Raw genomic sequence first — 17,647 nt, forward strand, 5'->3', positions numbered from 1 at the left:
GAGACTATCGGCCACGGCCCTGGCGCGGCGGTTGTGGCCCGGATAACGCGCCGTCCGGGCCGCCCTCCGCGGTAACCGGTCCGTCCCCGCCCGGGCGCCCCGCTCGGGCCGGTCCGTCCCCGCCCGGACGCCCCGCCCGGGCCGGTCCGTCCCCGCCCGGACGCCCCGCCCGGACCGGTCCGTCCCCGCCCGGACGCGCCCGACCCGGCCAGCCGCCGGCCCCGCCGGACCCGCCGGGCCCGGGCCGGCCACCCGCCCAGGGAAGGCCGTCGTCCGGCGTCGCCGCGCCGGCCCGGACCGGAATCTCCTCGACGGTGGGCCGGCCGCCGGCCGTGGCCATCTGGTAGGTGTCCCGGCCCGCCGCCTTCGCCGCGTAGAGCGCCTCGTCGGCCGCCACCAGCAACTGCGGTCCGGTGGCGGCGTGGTCGGGATAGACGGCGACGCCGATCGACACGGTGACCGGGACCAGGGCCCGGACCGGGGCGACCGCGCCGGGCCGGGGCCGGATCGCCATCGGAGTCTCCCGGACGGCCGCGCCCAGCCGCTCCGCCACCGTCGCCGCGCCCCGGGCGTCCGTCTCCGGCAGCAGCACCACGAACTCCTCACCGCCCTGGCGGAACGCGAGATCCACCTCCCGCATCGCACCCCGGATCCGCTGGGCGAACTCGGCGAGCACCGCGTCCCCGGCCGCGTGCCCGTACGTGTCGTTGACCTCCTTGAAGCGGTCGAGGTCGAGGGCGAGCACGCTGAGCATCCGGCCGAACCGGCTGGCCCGTTCGATCTCCCGCCGGACCGATTCCTTCAGATAGCGGTAGTTCCAGAGCCCGGTAAGCGGGTCCGTCAGCGACAGCCGCTGCGCCTCCTCGTGCATTCGGACGTTCTCCAGCGCCGCCGCCGCGTGGTCGGCGAAGTTGCCGAGCGTGACCAGGTCGACGTCGTCGAACTCGTCCGACCCGAGCCGGTCGTAGAGGGCGAGTACCCCGGCCGCGGTACGTCCGCCGGCCGGTGTCCGGCCCATCCCGAGCGTCAACTTCGGAGGGCCGCTGCCCGACCCCGAGGCCGTACCCGGCCAGCCGGCGGAGGTGGCCGGGCGCAGCGGCGGCGTGGCACTCGCCGGCTCCACCCCCGGATACGGCACCTGGCCGTTGGCGCCGGAGGACGGGAGCGGCACCGCGACGTACGTTCGGCAGCGCGGCTCACGACCGTAGAGACGTGGCCCGTCCCGGTCCAGCCGACCCCGGCGCGGCTCGCCGGTGGCCGCGACCGTGCCGAGCAGTCCCTTGCCGAGCGGTATCCGCAGCGCCGGCGGCTCGCCGTGCCGCTGCCGGTCGTCGGCCGGATGTTCCGGTCCCTCGCCCACCGGGCCGCTGGTGGACGCCGCCCGACCGAGCCCGATGCCGCGCCGGTCGAGACCCTCGGCACACTGAGCGACCAGGACCCCGGTCCTCGGGTCGAGCAGCAGCACCGCCCCGGCCCGGGCCCCGGTCGCCGTCATCGCGGCCCGGAGCAGCAATCGGAGGACCCGGTGCAGGTCGTGCGAGCTGGCCAGGGTGTCGCCGAGCACGGCGAGCTGCTCGCGCAGCTGGTGCCGGCTGGTCACCAGCGCCCGTAGGTAGGACTCCGCCTCCCGGGTCATCCGGTTGAAACTGTCGGCGAGCCGGCCGACCTCGTCCGGTGCCCGGACCGGCACCCGGGTCGCCAGGTCCCCCTCGGCGACCCGGTCGGCGGCCCGGGCCAGCTCGGCCAGTGGCCGGGTGGTCGACCGGGCCAGCCGGCTGGCGGCCAGTACCGCGAACACCCCGGCGAGCAGTACGACGATCGCGAGGGGTCCGTACCGGGCCGCCGGCGGATCGCGGGGCGCCGACAGCACGAGCGGCAGCGGTTGGTCGGGAGCCGGACCGACCCGGCGGACGTACCGGCCTCCGTCCGCCTGGACGATCGTGTCTCCGGAGATCCGCCGGGCGGCGGCGAGCACGGCCGCCCGGGAGCCGTTCGACTCGGTACTCGGCGACTCGGCCCCCTGCCGTCCGCCGTCCGGACTCCCGACGGCGGACGGACCACTGCCAGCGGCCCCGGTATCCGTCGCTGCGGGACCCGTCGCTGCGGGACCCGTCGCTGCGGGACCCGTCGCTGCGGTATCCGTCGGTGCGGGACCCGTCGGTGCGGTATCCGTCGGGGAGGCGACGGAATCCGACGACGGCGGTCCCGGCGAGGTCGCGGCCGGTCCGGGTACGTCCCGCAGCAGCGTCACCGCGGTTCCGCTGGCGGTGGCGAGCCGGCGGACGAACGCCGCGTCGAGGGTCTGCGCCGCCCAGACCCCACCGGTCACCGCCCCCGAGCCGTCCCGCAGGTCCACCCGGGCCGTCAGGGCGCGTGGCGCCGGTCCGGTGCCGGCCGGGCCTGAGCAGGACGCCCAGGGCCGAGCCGGTGCCGCCGGGGTGACGAAGTCGACCGCGCCGCCCGGACCGGTGATCAGGACCGCGTCCGCCAGTCCCCGCGTCACCACCTCACCCGCCGCGCCGGTCCGGCTGGCCGGATCGGAGAGTACGGCCAGCGCGCCGGCGGTGGCGCGCAACTGTTGGCAGATCGCGCCGACCGTCGTACGGACGGCGTCGGCGGCGAGGTTGAGCCGGTGCTCGGCCCGATGGCGACCTGCCGTGGCGACCGTACCGGCGACAGAGAGCGCGCCGACCAGCACCGGCCCGACCACGATGGCTAGGAAGGTGGTGGTCAAGCGTCCACGCAGCGTCACTCGTCCCCCCGGAAACTCCGCACCCGATGCTGCGATGCTGCGATGCTGGCCCAACCCCAATGGTTAACCGGCCTGCCCCCGGGAGTGTTACGTGCCGGATTTTTCGGATGGAGATGCTGGCCCGCGCAAGACCGCGCTCCGGCTCACGATGCTGGCCCGGCGCCGGGCGCTGCCGGCGCCGGCCCGACTGGCCGCCGCCGAGCGCGTCCGGACCGAACTCCGCACCCTGATCCGGCGGGTACGACCCCACCTGATCACCGGTTACGTGCCGGTCGGCAGCGAGCCGGGTGGGGCCGGCTTGCCGGACGCGCTGGCCGACGCGCTGGGCCCCGGCGGGCGACTCCTGCTGCCGGTGCTCCGCTCGGACCTCGACCTGGACTGGGCACCGTACGCCGGACCGGGCTGCCTGGTCGCGGCCGGCCGGGGGTTGCGGGAGCCGGTCACCGGTCGGCTCGGTCGTGCGGCGATCAGCTCCGCCGAGCTGGTCGTCGTACCGGCAGTCGCCGTGGACCGGCGCGGCATCCGGCTCGGTCGCGGCGGCGGCTCGTACGACCGCGCCCTGGCCCGGGCCGCTCCCGGTGCCCTCACGGTGGCGCTGTTGCACGACGGCGAGTTGATCGATTCGGTTCCGGCGGCAGCTCACGACCGTCCGGTACGGGCCGTGCTCACCCCCACCGGTGGCCTCCAATCCGTGGGGTCCGGTTGACGGCTCGGCGGTCGGGGTGTCGCAGAGTCGGCCCGGAGACCTCGGCTGGACGAAAGCGGGTACGATGCCGCACCATTGGCACTCGGATACGTCGAGTGCCAACTGGCTTGCAAGATCCGGAGGGGACCGTGCCCACCTACCAGTACGCCTGCACCGAGTGCGGCAACCAGCTCGAGGCGGTGCAGTCCTTCACCGACGAGCCGTTGACCGAGTGCCCGGCGTGCGAGGGTCGCCTGCGCAAGCTCTTCAACTCCGTCGGCATCGTGTTCAAGGGCTCTGGCTTCTACCGGACCGACTCCCGAAGCAACAGTTCGGAGGGTGGTGACGGCTCCGCGGCACCCAAGTCCGACGCGTCGAAGAAGAGCGACTCCGCGACGACCGGCTCCGGCGGCGACTCGGGCTCGGGCTCGGGCTCGGCCAACGGCGGCACGTCCGGCTCCGCCAACGGCGGCGGAGGATCCGGCTCGGTCCACGGGACGTCGAGCGGGTCCGGCAGCAAGCCGAAGGCGACCTCCGCCTCCTCGACCAGCACGACCTGAGCACCTCCGACGGTGCTGGCGGCGCCGGCTCACCGGGCCGACCCGGCCTTCAAGTTATCCACACCCCTCCGAGTTATCCACAGGGTCTGAATCGTCTGCCGCCGCTTCGGAGTGCCCTCGCCTAGCCTGCTGCGCACCGGACGACGCCGACTCCACCGGCGCCGCCGGGCCGAGGAGGTTCGCCGTGGCGCTCGACCGTACGCCCACCCGTGGCGATGCCACGCTGAGCCCGACCCGCTGGTCACGTCCGCGTGCCGGCTCGACACTCCGCTGGATGCTGGTCGCCGCCCTGCTGGCGCTCGCGCTCGGCGCGCTCTACCTGCGCCAGCCGGCAGCGTCCTGTCCCGTCCCGGTCGCCGGCTCCCCCGGCCGGGTCGGCACCGCCGCGGACGTGGCCGGCTCCGGCCGGTCCGACGGACCGCCGTCTCCCGGGCCGGGCGGTGCGACTCGGACGCCCTGGCCGGGCGGTGCGACTCGGACGCCCTGGCCGGGCGGTGCGACTCGGACGCCCGGGACCGGACCGGCGACCCGGCCCAGCGGGTTGCCGGCTGGGCCAGAGGGCTCGGCGACCCCGGGCGGCGGCTCGGGGGTGCCGGTGCCGGCGGGGACGGTGGGGGTACCGATCCGGCTTGCCGAGCCGGCCGCGCTGACCGTGGCCCGACCGGGAGCCCGGGTGGATCTTCTCGCGGCAGCCGGCGGTGACCAGGCGGGCAGGGCACCGAAGCCGACCGTCCTGGCGACCCGGGCACTGGTGCTCGACGTGCTCGGCCCCGGCCAGACCGACGGCGCGGCCAGCGCCATCTACCTGGCGCTCCGCCCCGATCAGGCCCACCGCGCGGTCGGGATGCCGGAATCGACCCGCTTCGCCATCATCGTTCGTTCGTAGCCACCGCCACACCGCAGCCCGTCGCCGTCCCAGGCGCGGTGGCGCACACCGCCCAGTCGCCGGCCGGCCAGTCCAGTCTCCGCCGATCAGTCCCAGTGTGGTGGGCGCTCGGCCAACAGCCGTTCGTCGTTGGAATCCGGCCGCTCGCCCCAGCCCCGGTCGGTGTCGTCCACGGACTGCTCCGGCAACACCGGGCGGTCACCGGTCAGCGAGACCGGCCGATCACCGTCCCGCCCGACCCTCGTGGCGTGCTGCTTCTCCGTCCCCGACACCCGGCAAGCGTACCGGGTCGGCAGGTCGACAGATCCGCCGGTGACTGCCGGCGAGGCGCCGGAAACCACTCGGGTTGGTAGCGTCGGACAGCGTGACGACGCAGAGCGGAAACTCCGCCGATGACGCCTTCTGGCGTCGACCCACCGGGCCGCCCGCCGACTCCCCGGAGTCCGCCGCGGCGTCCCCGGCGCCGCCACCGGTACGACCCGAGATCCACTACCCCGGCCCGCCGCCGAGCAGTGCTCCACCGCCGGGCTGGCGTCCACCGCTGCACGTACAGCCGGCACCGCCACGACCGCTGCCGGCCCAGGACCACCTCGCCCTGGACGCCGAGGAGGGGAACGCGCGGACGCTGACCTACGGCATCGGCCTGGTGGGCGGCGCGGTGGTGCTGGTGCTGATGTGCCTGCTCTGCTCGCGGGCGTTGTTCTGACCGACCGAACGCGTCCTGAACGACCGGACGCGCCGGTCGGGTCGCCGGATGGGTGGGGTCAGACGACGCCCTGCCAGACCGCCTCGGCGCCGGTGTCCCCGGTGAGGTAGACGTACCAGACGTTCACCGCGGCGAGCACCACCACGACCGCGCCGAGCAGCAGGCCCAGCCAACCGGGCACGGACCGGGCCCGGGCCCGGGTGCCGGTGACGGCGAGGAGCGCGAGCGTCACCACGCCGAGGGCGAGACTCCACCGGAACGTCAACTCGCCGTAGCCCTGGTGCTCCACCACCTTCTGAAGGATCTCCGGGCCGTAGTTCTTGGCGATCAGCACCTTCTGCAGTTCCTCGCCGGACCGCATCGCGAAGAAGGCGGAGGCCGGTGCCGCCACCGCCAGTACCGCCGCCGCCCAGTCGAGCCGGCTGCGGAACCGGGACCGGGCCAGTACGGCGTACCCGGTGGAGACCAACGCGAGCAGCGGCACGAAGACGACGGCCGCGTGCACCAACAGCACGTGTGCGGGGAGACCCATGACTTCCCTGAACACCGACGCCTCCTTCTGCCTCTCCCGACGGGAGACCCTGAGGGTACGAAAATTCGGTCACGACATCCGCGACCTACCCCGGTACACGAGGATCGAGCCGGACCGGTTCACGCCGGTTCCATCACCGGCGCGACGCCGTACGCCTGTGGCGGTGGCCACGATAGGCCCGCGTCCGCCTTGTTGGGGTCCCATCGACGTGCTGTGATAGTGGAATGACTGGCGAGGAACTGCTCCGGTCGAGGGGCCTTCGGGTCACCCGGCCGCGCCTCGCCGTTCTTGAGGTGTTGGCGGCCGGCGGGCACCTGGAGGTGGACGAGATCACCCAGCGGGTCCGGGAACGGCTCGACTCGGTCTCCACCCAGGCGATCTACGACGTGCTCGGTGCGCTGTCCCGGGCGGGGCTCTCCCGCCGGATCGAGCCGGCCGGATCGCCCGCCCGCTACGAGGCGCGGGCCGGCGACAACCACCACCATGTCGTCTGCCGGGGCTGTGGCGAGATCGCCGACGTGGACTGCGCGGTCGGCCCGGCACCCTGCCTGGCGCCGGTGACCGCGTACGGCTTCGAGGTCGACGAGGCCGAGGTCACCTACTGGGGCCTCTGCCCGAGTTGCCAGTCACGCCGTGCCACCGACGACTGATCCCGCCACCCACGGCTGATCCGCCACCCGCGCGTCAGGCCGCTCCGGCGGGGCCGCCCGGGTCGGCGGGTGCGAGTGCCCGCTCCACCGCCGACCAGGGTTCGCGGTCGGGGGCGTCCGCGCCGGCCGGGCAACTGCGGCGGTAGTCGCACCAGCCGCACCGGATGCCGGGCGCGACCGGGAAGGCCTCGTCCGGGTCGGTGCCGTCGGCGACCGCCCGCTCGGCGGCGATGATGTCCCGCGCCGTGTCCTCGGCCCGGCCGAGTTGCCGGGCTAGCGACTCCTCGGTGTGGTCGTGCCCCGCCACCGTCCGGGTCGGCAGGTGGTGCAACTCGACCCGGCGGCAGGGCTTCCGGAAGACCCGCTCGGCGGCGTAGGCGTAGAGCGCGAGCGCCTGGGAGCCACGGGCGTCGTCGGCGTCGAGACCGCTCCGCCCGGTCTTGTAGTCGACGATCACCAGCTCCGGGCCGTCCGGGCCTGGACGTGCGTCGATCCGGTCGGCGCGGCCGTTGAAGGCCAGCACGGCGGTCTTGACCGCGACCACCCGCTCCACCCCCACCGGCTCGTCGGCGGGGTCGAGCGTCTCCACGTAGGACTCCAGCCACTCCAGGGCCCGGCGGAAGACCGCCCGCTCCTGCTCCTCGTCGCGGTAGCCCTCCCGGACCCAGGTGCCCTTGAGCAGGGTCGGCAGCGCCTCCGGGCGGCGACGGTCGGGGGCCGACGCATACCAGTTGCGCAGTGCGGTGTGCACACTCGCGCCGAGCGAGTTGTGCGCCCAGGGCGGCCCCTTGGGCGGCGCGGGCCGGTCGACATAGGAGTAGCGGTAGCGGCGAGGGCAGTCCGTGTACGCGCCGAGCCGGCTCGGCGTGCAGACGAAGAGGCGCTCGGGCATCCCCTCGAATCCCAACTGCTCCGGCTGGGCGCCGCGCGGTCGAGGAGTCTGGTTGCCGGCGGACGATTGACTTCTGCCAGCGGACGATGGCCTTCGCACGCCCCGATCCTGCCATGCCGGTCCGACACTCCGGCGCCGCCGGACCACGAGCCGAAGAGGCCCCACCGGGAACGGCGGCATCGGGAAAGCTGCGAGCATCGGGGAGGGCAGGCGTCCGGACGGGCAGAGCAGCGGGAAGGGCCGGTCAGGAGGTACCGAGGTGTGCGGTGACGAAGGCGGCGACCGCGTCGGCGATCAACTGCACCGCGATCGCGGCGAGCAGCAGCCCGGCGATCCGGGTCAGCACCTCGATCCCGGCCGGTCGGAGCACCCGGACCACGATCCCGGAGAAGCGCAGAATGAGCCAGACCGCGACCATCACCGCGACGATGCCGACCGCGATCGCCAGGTAATCCGCCGTACCCTCGGCCCGCTGCACGAAGAGCATGGTGGCGACGATCGCGCCGGGACCGGCCAGCAGGGGCGTACCGAGGGGCACCAGCGCGATGTTGGAGGTGCTCTGTTGGCCGGGGTCGTCGGCCTTTCCGGTGAGCAACTCCAGCGCGACCAGCAGCAACAGCAGTCCACCGGCGCCCTGCAACGCCGGTAGGTCGATGTGCAGGTAGTCCAGCAGGGTCTGGCCGGCGACCGCGAACACGACGATCACCCCCAGGGCGAGCGCCACCGCCTGCCACGCGGCGCGCACCCGGTCCCGGGCCGGCATCTGGCCGGTCAGGGCGAGGAAGATCGGCACCATGCCCGGCGGGTCTGTGATCACCAGCAGGGTCAGCAGGACCTCGCCGAGCAGCTTCATGTTCACGTGATCACGTTAGCCGGGCGCCGGGAGGGGGCGGCCGAGGTCAGTCCGGGTCGGTGAGTACGCCGACCCCGGTGGCCGCGGCAAGGATCCGCTGGTACGCCCCGACCTCGGTGGTGTGCGCGCCGAGCCGCACGGTCTTGTGCGCGCCGTGGAAGTCGGAGGAGCCGGTGATCAGCAGTCCCAGCTCGGCGGCGAGGGCCCGTACGGCGTCCCGTTCGGCCGGGGAGTGGTCCTCGTGCTCCGCCTCCAGCCCGGCGAGCCCGGCCGCGGCCAGCTCGACGATCAGCGAGTCGGGCACGATCCGCCCCCGGCGGGTCGCCCGCGGATGTGCCATCACCGGCACCCCGCCGGCCTGCCGCACCAGCCGGACCGCCCGGAACACCTCGATGTCGTCCTTGGGCAGTCGGTAGCGCTCGCCGAGCCAGTTCGGGGTGAACGCCTCGGCGGTCGTCGCCACCAGGCCGGCCCGGATCAGCGCCCGCGCGATGTGCGGCCGGCCCACCGTGCCGCCGCCGGCAGCGGCCCGGATCTCCGCCCAGTCGACGTCGATGCCGTCGGCCCGCAGCAGTTTGACGATCCGTTCGGCCCGTACCTCCCGGGCGGCGCGAACCCGGGCCAGTTCGGCGGCCAACTCCGGCGACTCCGGGTCGAAGAGGTAGCCGAGCAGGTGCAGCGGGATCGGCGGCTCGGTGCCGTACCAGCGGCAGGAGAGTTCGGCGCCCCGGACCAGGGCGAGCCCCGGCGGCCGGGCGGCGGCGGCCCGCTCCCAGCCTCCGGTGGTGTCGTGGTCGGTGATGGCCAGCACGTCGAGTCCGGTCGCCCGGGCGGCTCGGACGAGTTCCTCGGGGGTGTAGGTGCCGTCGCTGGCGGTCGAGTGGGCATGCAGGTCGATCCGGAGCCGGCGACCGGTGTCGGGCGCCTCGGGCTGACGGGACGTCACCGGGCCGAGGTTACCGGCCGCCGGCCAATGCGGTCAGCGTCGGCACGAGCTGCCAGTCCTGCGACACGCCGTCGGGCAGCGGTACGGTCTCCTCGGCGCCGTCGGTACGGCAGCGGACGACCTGCTCGCCGTCCCCTCCGGTGACCACCGTCCGGTCGTCGGCCCAGACCGGCGGCCCGGCACCGGCGGCCGGGCAGGAGAGCGTGGTCCGCCCGCCGTCCAGTGCCCGGTCGACGTCGACGAGCACGACCTCGGCACCGCGCCGCTCGGCGAGCCAGCGGCCGCCCGGGGCGAGCGCGCCGTCGGACACCTCGGAGCCCAGGCCGAACCCGCACCCGCCGGTACGTACCGGTTGCAGTTTCCCGTTGGTCGTGGCAAGCCTGGCCAGGCAGCGTCCGGTGCCGTTCGCCGCTCGGACCAGCCCGATCAGGCCGTCGCCGCGTACACCGTAGATCGCGGTCACGTCGGCGTTGCGGGGCGACGTCCGACCCCGCCCGGCCAGGTCGACGAGGCCGTAGCCGCGGGATCCGTCGGAGACCACCACCCGGTCGGCGGTGACCGCGACCGGCCAGGTGCCGGCCGGCACCTCGACGTCGCCCATCAGGGCGAGCCCGGTCGCGCCGACCCGGGCGAGGTACAGCGTCGTGTCGAGCTGGAAGGCCAACCGGTCGCCGTCGGTGCTCAACGCCCACCGGTCGTTCTCGCCGCTGAGCGCCACCGAGGTGCCGTCGGGTCGGAGGAACCTGACCTGCTTGGCCCCGGCGTACACCCAGCCGCCGGGCACCCGGTAGATCCGGGTCACCTCGCCGACGCCGGCCAGGCTCAGCCGCCGGCCGTCGGTGGTCCAGAGCTGTGCACCGCTGCGGATGTCGAGCCCGACCCTGGTGTCCCGGCCGGGGGTCGGCGGCTCCACCGGCCCGACCGTCACCTCGGCGAGCGAGTCCACGTCGAAGCCGGCGGCGGTCCCGGCCGACGGCCGGTGTGGCAGCCAGCGGCCGAGCGATGCGGCGCCGGCGGTGACCAGCACCAGCGCGGCCGCGACCGCGACCAGCGAGCCGACGGCCCGGCGCCGGCGGCTGACCCGGCCCCGCCGGATCACGGTGCCGGCCGGGTCGTCGGCCACCGGCGGTGTCTCGACCTGGGCGGCGAACATGTCGCGCAGCGCATCTTCCAGCACGGCCGTCACGCTTCCGCTCCGACCGCCGGAACGGGCGGGGCCGGCACCGCCAGCGCGGCCGGCCGCCGGGCGCCGACCTGGCGCGGTCTGGGCAGCTCCGGCAGGGTGCCAGGAGGTTGGCCGAACGCCTGCTGGGCGGGTGCGAAGCGACCACCGTCGGCGCCGGCCTCCGCGACGGGTGCCGAGGCCAGCCCCTCCTCGCCCTGCGGCGCCCCGCTACCGGCCTCGCCGCCGAGCCGGCGCCGGAGCGTGGCGAGGGCCCGGGAGGTCTGGCTCTTCACCGTGCCGGGCGAGATGTCGAGCAGCGCGGCCGTCTGTGCCTCGGAAAGATCCTCGTAGAACCGGAGCACCAGCACGGCCCGCTGCCGAACCGGCAGGGTACGGACGTGTCGCCACAACCGGTCGCGTTCGAGCTGCTCCTCGATCTGGTCCGGTGCGGGTCGCTCGGGCAGCACCTCGGTGGGGCGCTCGCCGTGCCAGCGCCGCCGCCACCAGCTGGTTGCCGTGTTGATCAGGACTCTTCGGGCGTACGGCTCGACCGCCTCGATCTCACCGAGCCGCTTCCAGGCCAGGTACGTCTTGGTCAACGCGGTCTGCAACAGGTCCTCGGCGGTCGCCCAGTCCCCGGCCAACAGGTACGCCGTACGCAGCAGGGCCGCCGAGCGGGCCGCGACGAACTCGCGGAACTCCTCGTCCACCGAGTGCTTCGGCGCCACTGCCGCCTCCCCCCGCCGGTGCCAATTGGAAAGGCTGCCACAAGCCGTACCCGCAGGTCTACGGCGGAAAGGTGCGAGTCAGCCCGATGTTCGGGCAGGAGATGCCGGGCCGGGCGTCAGGCGCCGTCGTCGGCACTGGCCTCCTCGGCCTCCTTGCCCAGCCGGGCCTCGACCGCCTGCGGCTCGTACATCTCCTCGACGACGCGCAGGTAGAGCTCGTTGGGGTTGGGAAGATACTTGATCTCCCGGAGCGCCTGTTCCTGACCGGCCGACTCCAGTACGAAGGTGCCGTAGTTGAGGGCGCGGCCGAGCGGGGACTGCTCGTATTTCATGTCGGTGACCCGCAGCAGCGGCATCATCGCAACCTGGCGGGTGATGATCCCGTTGACCACCATCACCCGCTTGTTGGTCAGGATGAACCGGTCGAAATACCAGTCCGCCACCCTCCAGGCGACCCAGCCCATGATGCCGAGCCAGATCAGCACCGCGACGGTGGTCAGTGCGCCGACCTCCTGGCCGGCGAGAAAGCCGGAGAGGTAGCCGAGCACGAAGGTGGCGAGCAGCCCGACGAGCAGCGGGGTGGCGAGGTAGATCTTGTGCCGCTTCCACTCGCCCCGGTAGCGCTCGGTCGGGAAGAGGTAGCGGGCCACCAGCGAGGTCGGCTCGTCCTCCAGCGGCAGGACCCGGCGCGGGCCCAGCGGCATCCCCGAGGCGTCGACCCGGAGGCCGGCGAGTTCCTCCTCGGAGATCTCCGGGCCCTGGTCCGGATCCCGGACCCAACCCCGGGTGCCGGCCCGGCCCTCGCCGTAGCCGATGTCGTCCGCGTAGGCAGGCCCGTCCGAATAGGAGGGCCCGTCGGAGTAGCCCGGGCCGGTGCCGAACGCCGGCCCGTCGTCGGGTTGGACCCGGGGGATCGGCTCGGTGTCCCGATCGCGCCGTCGGCGTTCGTCGTCGTCCTCGGGCTCGGGGGGTTCACCCGACGGATTGCCCATGGACGGTTAAGCGACGAGGTCGGTGAAGAAGTCGCCGAAGCCCTGGGCAACGTCCAGCAGGCTGCCGCCGAGCGACTTGAAGACGTCGGCGGCGGAGGAGGGCTGGTAGGCGATGAAGAAAACCAGGAAGGCGATACCGCCCCAGGTGAGGACCTTTTTAACCATGGCGGGCCATCCCTCCGTGCGGCACCGGGTTGCGAACCCCGGCAAAACCCAGAGTATCAGTCGGGTGTCCTGTGGGAAATAATCCACATACGCCCTCCGCCCCAGCCTGGCTGGCCATATCAGACCCTCCCGTGCAGGTAGGGGGACGGAGCACCGTACACGAGCTCGGGGGGTGTCCACTCGGTCAGGTCGTGCAGTTCGACGTCTTCCGCGAGGAGGTAACCCGCACTCGCCGGCCAGGCTATCGCATAGAGCCAGATCCCCCGAGCTTCACCGGCGTAGGCACTCCGGTCTGTCGGAGATTTGACCGACCAAAGTGGAGTCGGGTGCCCGCCGGCCCGGATCTTGGCGTGCGCGACCCTTCCGGCGGACCCTGGGCCGGGCTCGGTCAGCGCCTCGGCGAGTTGCGGCCCCGGGTCGACGCCGGTGGCGCCGGCCAGCCGGGTGCCCAGGCCGACGCCGGGCTCCTCGGCGACCAGCACCAGGTCGGCGGGGCCGCCGCCGAGCGGCTCCGGCCCGGTGCAGGCCACCACGGTCGCGCGTACGCCGCCACGATCGTCACCGGCCCAGCCGACCCCGGTCATCATCCAGCCCTGCGGGAGCGGCCAGGGGCACCAGAGCGGCATCGGGGAGCCGGCCCGCGCGCCCGAGGCGCCCGACAGCTCTGCGGAGCCGCGCTGCTCGACGATGTGGTCGACGGCGCTGGCGACGATCTCCGGCCCGATGTGCTCCGCGACGTGCAGCGGGGCGACCGGACCGCAGTCCTGACACCGCCAGGCAGTGTGCATCAGGTCCGGTGGTCGGACCGGACCGCCGCACCGTGGACAGCTGACCGCGACACCCACGAGAACTACAGTCCCCGCACCGGTGCGCCGAGTCAAGGCGAACCGGCCTTTTCGGTCGTTCCGCGTACGGTCGGGACGCCTCCGCCCAGGTCAGCCGGGACTGTCCGGCGGCTGGGCGCCGTAGGCGCGGATCCAGGCATGCATGGCGATCCCGCTGGCCACTCCGGCGTTGATCGACCGGGTCGAGCCGTACTGGGCGATGGAGTAGACCGCCGGGCAGGCGAGCCGGGCAGGCTCGGAGAGCCCCGGACCCTCCTGACCGAACAGCAGTACGCAGCGGCGCGGCAGCACCGCGCTCTCCAGCGGCCGGGACCCGGGCAGGTTGTCGATGCCGATCACCGGCAGGTCGGTGCCGCGACACCAGGCCAGGAACGCCTCGATCGTCTCGTGGTGCCGGACGTGCTGGTAGCGGTCGGTCACCATCGCACCCCGCCGGTTCCACCGCCGTCGCCCCACCACGTGCACCTCGGCGGCGAGGAAGGCGTTGGCGTTCCGGACCACGGTGCCGATGTTGAAGTCGTGCTGCCAGTTCTCGATCGCCACGTGGAAGTCGTGCCGGCGCAGGTCCAGGTCGGCGACGATCGCCTCCCGCCGCCAGTAGCGGTACCCGTCGACGACGTTGCGCCGGTCGCCGTGGCGCAGCAGTTCCGGGTCGTACCGGGGATCGGTGGGCGGCTCGCCCGGCCACGGCCCGACTCCGACCTCCGGCTCGACCTCGACGACCGCCGGCTCGACCTCGACACCCTCCACGGTTGCCGAGGGTACGCACCGGCGGTCAGCCGGTGGAGCGCAGTCCCAGCGCCTCGCCGAGCTGGTCCAGTACCCGGCGCTGGTCCGGATCCACCGGATCGCCGAACGGTCGGGGCCGGCCGTCGGTACCGGCCGCCCGGCAGACCCGGGCCGCGACCGACTGCACCCACTGCCGGTAGGCGGCCGAGTCGGCCGGATCGGCGTGCCGGGCCAGTGTCTCGACCGCGGCCCGGCAGGACCGGAGCAGATCGGCGAGCCCATCGTCGGGCTGCCCGGTACGAACCGGCCCGGAGTGGCCGTCGTCGGACTCCGCGTAGATGGCGGCGACCACCGCCCGGACCAGTTCGCTGTCGAACGACCGCCCGGCGGCGATCCCGTCCAGGCCCGCCAGTCCCTCGGTGACCGCCCGGACCGGGTTGTCCGGCCGAGCCGACGAGGCCGCGACGATCACCCGGCCGGGTAGCCGGACGAGCAGCTGCCAGTCGTCGGGCGGGTAGCCGGTGATGGTGGCTCGCCAGGCACCGTGCGTGGCACCGGGCGAGTCCGGAGATCCGGTGTGACTCATGGCGCCTCCCGGGCCAGCATAAGCCGCCGATAGGCAGAAGGCCCGGTTCCACCCGAAAAGTGGTGGTACCGGTGTCGGCCCTGCCGTCACGCGACCGGCCATATGGTCCGGGCACGGAACCTAGGCCGGCGATGTTGGCGTTCCGCGCGGCGAGCACGGCCGCGTCATGGGTCGAAATCTGGAATCCGGAAGCGTTTGCCGGGTGGCGCCGGGTGGCGAAACCGACCCCGGACGCAATGAGCGGCGGGGCCCTCCCCGGCACCCGCCGCCCACGCTCTGATGGGGAAGATTCTGCCCGACCCGACCCGGTTGACAGAAGAGTCCGACACGAGATGGGGGTCACAGTTACCTTTTTGTAATGTTACGGAACGTGAGCAGATCCGCTCGCCCGGGTATCCGTTATGTCACCTGTTTCCGCTTGCCAACCGGCAGATTTCCGGATCACACCCGGAGTGGCCAGCGGAAGGCTTGGAAACGCTCCCATAACTGTCGGTAACTAGACTGTGTCAACCTTGTTTCACTCCGCGGGCAGCCGGCCAACCAATAGGTGTCGATGCCCGAAGCGGAACGTGAGCCGCCGCACGAGGACCGTTTCGATCCGCCCCACCGGGGAATTCTGAGAGGGCCGGGTGGGTTTCCCAGTCGTAGGCCAAATTGCGGTGATCGGAGTGATCAATGGCGACCGTTGAGCTGACCACAGCCAACTTCGACGAGGTGACCGAACAACCGGGCATCGTGCTGGTGGACTTCTGGGCGGACTGGTGCGGCCCGTGTAAGCGGTTCGCTCCGGTCTACGAGCGCTCCTCGGAGAAGCACCAGGAGATCGTCTTCGGCAAGGTGGACACCGAGGCGCAGCAGGAGATCGCCGCCAAGTTCGATATCCGGTCCATCCCCACGATCATGGCGATCCGGGACGGCGTGATCGTCTTCGCCCAGCCGGGTGCCCTGCCGGAGTCGGCGCTGGAGTCGCTGATCGAGCAGGTGCAGGCGCTGGACATGGACGACGTACGCAAGCAGCTCGCCGAACACAGCCACTGAGCCTTCCTCGACGAGCATCACGTAGCACGACCGCGCTCCGGCCGGACACCGAACCCGGGTGTCCGGCCGGAGCCGTCCCCGTGACCCGTCGGCGCCTGGGCGGCCGAACCGACGGTCCCGGGACTTGCGGCCAGCGCGTAAGGTCTCGAACCGATGGACGCGTTGCCGAGGCGAAGCCGGAACATCCGGGTGGGCCTCACCCTGCTGGCCGGCGCGGTGCTGCTCGCCGGCACCCTCTGGGGCCAGGACGACCACTTCCCGTTCGGCCCCTTCCGGATGTACGCCGGCTCCAACCCGCCGGACGACCCCGCCCCGGACACCCGGATCGAGGGGGTCGACGCCACGGGCGCGGTGGTCGGGCTCGGCGAGCAGAGCACCGGCATCCGCCGTGCCGAGATCGAGGGCCAGCAGGGCCGGTACGAGGCCGACCCCACCCTGCTGCGCCGGGTCGCCGACGCGTACGCGCAACGGCACCCGGACGCACCGCCGATCGTCGAGGTACGCATCGTGATCCGTTGGCACGGCGTCACCGACGGCCGGCCGACCGGCAACGCCGTCGACGAGACGGTGGTCCGGTGGCAGGCGGCCCCGTGAACACGTCGCGACGGATCGGCGCCGCCGTGTCGGGCTGGCTGACCGAGCCGGTCCCCCGGGGCCGGGTGGCCGCCTTCCGTACCCTGGTCTACCTCTTCGTCGCCGCGGACCTGCTGGTCTTCACCCCCTGGATCCGCGACAAGGCCAGCATCCCCGGCGAGTTGTACCAGCCGCTCTTCGTGGGCCGGCTGCTCCCGTTGCCCACCCCGACCCCGCCGCTGGTCAACCTCATCTTCTGGGCGCTGCTGCTGCTCGCGCTCGCCGCCGCGACCGGGCGGGCGCCCCGGGCACTCGGCTGGGCCGTCTTCGCGCTCTATTTCGAGTGGATGGTCATCGCGATGAGCTACGGGAAGGTGGACCACGACCGGTTCGCCTTCCTGGTGGCGCTCGCCGTGCTGCCGACGGTGGGCCGGGCCCGGCACGGGGACCGCACCGAAAGCGAGGCGGCCGGCTGGGCGCTGCGGGTCACCCAGATCGCGGTGGTCTGCACCTACTTCCTCGCCGCCTGGGCGAAGCTCCGGTTCGGCGGGCTGGAGTGGATGACCGGCTCGGTACTGGCCCGGGCGATCATCCGGCGCGGCACCGAGCTGGCCGACCTGATCGCCCAGGTGCCGTACCTGCTGATCGCGGCACAGTTCGGGATCATCGCGTTCGAGCTGCTCAGCCCGCTGGTGTTCGTGGTGTCACCGCGCTGGCGGCAGGCCGTGGTCGGGTTCTTCTACTCGTTCCACCTGGTCACCATCGCCACCATCACGATCTCGTTCGCCCCGCACCTGGTGGCGATGACCAGCTTCCTGCCGCTGGAGCGGCTACGCCCGGTCGAACGGCTGCGCCGGCTCGTCCGCCGAGGTGTCCAACGCGGTGACGGTGACCACCGGGCCGGCGCCCACCTGCACGGTCAGGACGCCGAACCGCTCCCGACGGAGCCGCCGGCCGCGCCCTCGCCGGCCGCGCCGTAGAGCCGGTCCCGGGTCGCCTGCGGCAGCGAGCAGGCCGCCGTACCGCCCGGCAGCCGGTGCCGGTTGCGGGCAACCCAGCGGTACGCCGGCCAGGCGAGCAGGCGTACCGGGGGCAGTCGAAGGCCGGCGCCGAGCAGCCGCCAGCCGGGGCGGCTCGCGCCGAGCAGCCGAGCGATCGCGTCCGGCCCGGCCGCGCGTACGCCGTCGGTGCCGACCCACCAGACCGCCTCCTCGCACTGCGCGGCGGTCAGCCCGAGCGCGTCGAGGTCGGCGAACTGCCAGGGCAGCACCCTGGCCCCGGTCGGGATCCGCCGCCCGATGAACTCGGCGCAGGTGGTGCAGAAGGCGCAGTCGCCGTCGTACACGAAGGTGGGCTGGTCCATG

22 protein-coding genes are annotated in these 17,647 nt (G+C 73.3%); 8 read left to right on the forward strand and 14 right to left on the reverse strand.

Annotation, left to right across the window (positions count from 1 at the left end; genetic code table 11):
* Positions 1-4: 4 nt before the first annotated feature.
* On the reverse strand, positions 5-2,734 hold the full coding sequence (locus EV371_RS30505; protein ID WP_486484857.1) for a diguanylate cyclase: 2,730 nt from the start codon (positions 2,732-2,734) through the stop codon (positions 5-7).
* A gap of 109 nt (positions 2,735-2,843) precedes the next feature.
* On the opposite strand from EV371_RS30505, the gene EV371_RS30510 reads away from it, so the two are divergent.
* The 3 genes from EV371_RS30510 to EV371_RS30520 all read left to right on the forward strand — a co-directional run bounded on the left by EV371_RS30510 (position 2,844) and on the right by EV371_RS30520 (position 4,883).
* Positions 2,844-3,458: a 5-formyltetrahydrofolate cyclo-ligase gene (locus EV371_RS30510; protein ID WP_130465089.1), complete on the forward strand. Its 615-nt coding sequence runs from the start codon at positions 2,844-2,846 to the stop codon at positions 3,456-3,458.
* A 128-nt stretch (positions 3,459-3,586) separates the two neighbouring features.
* The gene (locus EV371_RS30515; protein WP_130465090.1) at positions 3,587-3,997 is read left to right on the forward strand and encodes an FmdB family zinc ribbon protein; all 411 of its coding nucleotides are present in this window, start codon (positions 3,587-3,589) and stop codon (positions 3,995-3,997) included.
* A 184-nt stretch (positions 3,998-4,181) separates the two neighbouring features.
* Positions 4,182-4,883 (forward strand): hypothetical protein, encoded by a 702-nt coding sequence (locus tag EV371_RS30520; RefSeq protein WP_130465091.1) that lies wholly within the window; start codon positions 4,182-4,184, stop codon positions 4,881-4,883.
* A gap of 86 nt (positions 4,884-4,969) precedes the next feature.
* Here the strand turns inward: EV371_RS30520 and EV371_RS30525 are convergent, their stop codons facing one another.
* A complete protein-coding gene (locus EV371_RS30525; protein ID WP_130465092.1) occupies positions 4,970-5,155 on the reverse strand; it encodes a hypothetical protein in 186 nt (61 codons plus the stop codon).
* 92 nt (positions 5,156-5,247) lie between these two features.
* Between EV371_RS30525 and EV371_RS30530 the strand changes: the two genes are divergently transcribed.
* Positions 5,248-5,589, forward strand: a complete 342-nt coding sequence (locus EV371_RS30530; RefSeq protein WP_130465093.1) for a hypothetical protein — start codon at positions 5,248-5,250, stop codon at positions 5,587-5,589.
* 58 nt (positions 5,590-5,647) lie between these two features.
* Here EV371_RS30530 and EV371_RS30535 read toward each other — a convergent pair whose 3' ends face one another.
* Positions 5,648-6,136 (reverse strand): DUF2231 domain-containing protein, encoded by a 489-nt coding sequence (locus EV371_RS30535; protein WP_130465094.1) that lies wholly within the window; start codon positions 6,134-6,136, stop codon positions 5,648-5,650.
* A 209-nt stretch (positions 6,137-6,345) separates the two neighbouring features.
* Between EV371_RS30535 and EV371_RS30540 the strand changes: the two genes are divergently transcribed.
* Positions 6,346-6,771 carry a transcriptional repressor gene (locus EV371_RS30540; protein WP_130465095.1) on the forward strand — a complete coding sequence of 142 codons (426 nt, stop codon included), beginning with the start codon at positions 6,346-6,348 and terminating at the stop codon, positions 6,769-6,771.
* A 34-nt stretch (positions 6,772-6,805) separates the two neighbouring features.
* Here the strand turns inward: EV371_RS30540 and EV371_RS30545 are convergent, their stop codons facing one another.
* The 10 genes from EV371_RS30545 to EV371_RS30585 all read right to left on the reverse strand — a co-directional run bounded on the left by EV371_RS30545 (position 6,806) and on the right by EV371_RS30585 (position 14,672).
* Positions 6,806-7,762, reverse strand: a complete 957-nt coding sequence (locus tag EV371_RS30545; protein ID WP_486484858.1) for a RecB family exonuclease — start codon at positions 7,760-7,762, stop codon at positions 6,806-6,808.
* 145 nt (positions 7,763-7,907) lie between these two features.
* Positions 7,908-8,522: a MarC family protein gene (locus EV371_RS30550; protein WP_130465097.1), complete on the reverse strand. Its 615-nt coding sequence runs from the start codon at positions 8,520-8,522 to the stop codon at positions 7,908-7,910.
* A gap of 40 nt (positions 8,523-8,562) precedes the next feature.
* Complete coding sequence (locus EV371_RS30555; RefSeq protein WP_130465098.1) at positions 8,563-9,462, reverse strand: PHP domain-containing protein; 900 nt, start codon at positions 9,460-9,462, stop codon at positions 8,563-8,565.
* Positions 9,463-9,472: 10 nt separating this feature from the next.
* Complete coding sequence (locus EV371_RS30560) at positions 9,473-10,648, reverse strand: hypothetical protein (protein ID WP_130465099.1); 1,176 nt, start codon at positions 10,646-10,648, stop codon at positions 9,473-9,475.
* A complete protein-coding gene (locus tag EV371_RS30565) occupies positions 10,645-11,355 on the reverse strand; it encodes a SigE family RNA polymerase sigma factor (protein WP_130465100.1) in 711 nt (236 codons plus the stop codon). Before EV371_RS30565 ends, EV371_RS30560 begins: the two co-directional genes overlap by 4 nt.
* A gap of 116 nt (positions 11,356-11,471) precedes the next feature.
* Entirely contained in the window at positions 11,472-12,347 is an 876-nt protein-coding gene (locus EV371_RS30570; RefSeq protein ID WP_130465101.1) for a PH domain-containing protein, read from the reverse strand.
* A 6-nt stretch (positions 12,348-12,353) separates the two neighbouring features.
* Positions 12,354-12,512: a hypothetical protein gene (locus tag EV371_RS33625; protein ID WP_165436875.1), complete on the reverse strand. Its 159-nt coding sequence runs from the start codon at positions 12,510-12,512 to the stop codon at positions 12,354-12,356.
* A 119-nt stretch (positions 12,513-12,631) separates the two neighbouring features.
* A complete protein-coding gene (locus EV371_RS30575; RefSeq protein ID WP_349337930.1) occupies positions 12,632-13,357 on the reverse strand; it encodes a DUF6758 family protein in 726 nt (241 codons plus the stop codon).
* A 90-nt stretch (positions 13,358-13,447) separates the two neighbouring features.
* On the reverse strand, positions 13,448-14,107 hold the full coding sequence (locus EV371_RS30580; RefSeq protein WP_130465103.1) for a TrmH family RNA methyltransferase: 660 nt from the start codon (positions 14,105-14,107) through the stop codon (positions 13,448-13,450).
* A gap of 25 nt (positions 14,108-14,132) precedes the next feature.
* Complete coding sequence (locus EV371_RS30585) at positions 14,133-14,672, reverse strand: hypothetical protein (RefSeq protein ID WP_130465104.1); 540 nt, start codon at positions 14,670-14,672, stop codon at positions 14,133-14,135.
* Between the two features lie 675 nt (positions 14,673-15,347).
* Between EV371_RS30585 and trxA the strand changes: the two genes are divergently transcribed.
* The 3 genes from trxA to EV371_RS30600 all read left to right on the forward strand — a co-directional run bounded on the left by trxA (position 15,348) and on the right by EV371_RS30600 (position 17,263).
* The gene (trxA, locus tag EV371_RS30590) at positions 15,348-15,710 is read left to right on the forward strand and encodes a thioredoxin (protein ID WP_107257700.1); all 363 of its coding nucleotides are present in this window, start codon (positions 15,348-15,350) and stop codon (positions 15,708-15,710) included.
* 153 nt (positions 15,711-15,863) lie between these two features.
* Positions 15,864-16,304 carry a hypothetical protein gene (locus EV371_RS30595; RefSeq protein ID WP_130465105.1) on the forward strand — a complete coding sequence of 147 codons (441 nt, stop codon included), beginning with the start codon at positions 15,864-15,866 and terminating at the stop codon, positions 16,302-16,304.
* On the forward strand, positions 16,301-17,263 hold the full coding sequence (locus EV371_RS30600; RefSeq protein WP_349337929.1) for an MFS transporter permease: 963 nt from the start codon (positions 16,301-16,303) through the stop codon (positions 17,261-17,263). The genes EV371_RS30595 and EV371_RS30600 overlap by 4 nt, the downstream gene beginning before the upstream one ends.
* On the opposite strand, the gene EV371_RS30605 is transcribed toward EV371_RS30600, so the two are convergent.
* Positions 17,203-17,646: a thiol-disulfide oxidoreductase DCC family protein gene (locus EV371_RS30605; protein WP_130465106.1), complete on the reverse strand. Its 444-nt coding sequence runs from the start codon at positions 17,644-17,646 to the stop codon at positions 17,203-17,205. The two genes, EV371_RS30600 and EV371_RS30605, sit on opposite strands and share 61 nt — an antisense overlap.
* Position 17,647 lies beyond the last annotated feature (1 nt).

This window comes from Plantactinospora sp. CNZ321, assembly GCF_004217235.1.

What these genes read in the sequence shown, in the direction of transcription:
- EV371_RS30540 (WP_130465095.1), top strand. Translation starts at nt 6,346, where the DNA reads ATGACTGGCGAGGAACTGCTCCGGTCGAGGGGCCTTCGGGTCACCCGG.
- EV371_RS30570 (WP_130465101.1), bottom strand. Translation starts at nt 12,347, where the DNA reads ATGGGCAATCCGTCGGGTGAACCCCCCGAGCCCGAGGACGACGACGAA.
- EV371_RS33625 (WP_165436875.1), bottom strand. Translation starts at nt 12,512, where the DNA reads ATGGTTAAAAAGGTCCTCACCTGGGGCGGTATCGCCTTCCTGGTTTTC.
- EV371_RS30585 (WP_130465104.1), bottom strand. Translation starts at nt 14,672, where the DNA reads ATGAGTCACACCGGATCTCCGGACTCGCCCGGTGCCACGCACGGTGCC.
- trxA (WP_107257700.1), top strand. Translation starts at nt 15,348, where the DNA reads ATGGCGACCGTTGAGCTGACCACAGCCAACTTCGACGAGGTGACCGAA.
- EV371_RS30595 (WP_130465105.1), top strand. Translation starts at nt 15,864, where the DNA reads ATGGACGCGTTGCCGAGGCGAAGCCGGAACATCCGGGTGGGCCTCACC.
- EV371_RS30605 (WP_130465106.1), bottom strand. Translation starts at nt 17,646, where the DNA reads ATGGACCAGCCCACCTTCGTGTACGACGGCGACTGCGCCTTCTGCACC.